The organism is Streptomyces sp. WAC06614, from assembly GCF_003949795.1.
GTDB lineage: Bacteria > Actinomycetota > Actinomycetes > Streptomycetales > Streptomycetaceae > Streptomyces.
Genome location: NZ_RPRY01000677.1, coordinates 1 through 1,310 on the forward strand (window position 1 = coordinate 1; position 1,310 = coordinate 1,310).

Here is a 1,310-nt window from a genome sequence, read left to right on the forward strand (position 1 = left end):
AACCGGCCGCGGTGTCCGCCGTCCCCGCCCCCGCCGCGCTGCCGGCCGGTGAGCCCCAGCAGCTGGGCACCTTCACGGTGACGGCCACCGCGCCCGGTTCGCTCAGCGTCGAGGTCGCCGACCCCGAGGGCGAGGGCCCGGCCGAGCGCTTCAAGCTGATCGTCAAGGACAGCGGCCGCGTCGCCGAGACGTTCGACGTGACGGCGAAGAAGGGCGGCCGCAGCTACGTCGTCACCCAGGTGAAGGAGCACTCCCGGCTCATCACCGTGCAGGAGGCGGCCCCCGCCGGACAGCTCGCCCGCCCCGAGAACCAGACGGTGGCCCTGTCCGCCCCGGTCGCGGCGGCGGCGTCCACCGACGCGCCGCCCGCGGCGGGAGCCACCGACACCGGCCCCGCCCAGTACCTGGGCGACTCCGCCGACCGCACCGGCTTCGGCGGACTGGAAGCGGTCGACGCGATCTCCATGGTGGCGGTCCCGGACCTGATGGCCGCCTACCAGCGCGGCGCGATCGACCTGGAGGCCGTCAAGGCGGTCCAGCTCGGGCTGATCTCGCACTGCGAGCTGATGGGCGACCGGGTCGCGGTCATCGACCCGCCGCCCGGCATGAACGCCCGTCAGATCCGTGACTGGCGACAGGAGACGGCCGGCTACGACTCCAAGTACGCGGCCCTGTACTACCCCTGGATCAAAGCCTTCGACCCGGCCACCGGCCAGGGCCGGCTGATCCCCCCGAGCGGCCACATCGCCGGCATCTGGGCCCGCAACGACTTCGAGCGCGGAGTGCACAAGGCCCCCGCCAACGAGGTCGTCCGCGGCGCGGTGGACCTCGAACTCCAGATCACCCGGGGTGAACAGGACCTGCTCAACCCGGTCGGCATCAACTGCATCCGCGCCTTCCCGGGCCGCGGCATCCGCGTCTGGGGCGCCCGCACGCTGTCCTCCGACCCGGCCTGGCGCTACCTGAACGTACGGCGCTACTTCAACTACCTGGAGGAGTCGATCCTGATCGGCACCCAGTGGGTGGTGTTCGAGCCCAACGACCACAACCTGTGGGCCCGGATCCGGCGCAACGTCTCGGCGTTCCTGGTCAACGAATGGCGCAGCGGCGCCCTCTTCGGCGCCCGCCCCGAAGAGGCGTACTACGTCAAGTGCGACGACGAGACCAACCCGCCGGAGTCGGTCGACCTCGGCCGGGTCATCTGCGAGATCGGCATCGCACCGGTCAAGCCCGCCGAGTTCGTGATCTTCCGCCTGGCGCAGTTCTCCAGCGGCAGCGGCGAGCTGGAGGAGTAACGCCCGCCCCCACCC

At 71.8% G+C, this 1,310-nt stretch carries 1 protein-coding gene; it reads left to right on the forward strand.

Going from position 1 to position 1,310, the window contains the following annotated elements:
- On the forward strand, positions 1-1,295 hold a 1,295-nt coding region (locus EF918_RS35820), incomplete at its 5' end, for a phage tail sheath subtilisin-like domain-containing protein (protein ID WP_148141361.1).
- Positions 1,296-1,310 lie beyond the last annotated feature (15 nt).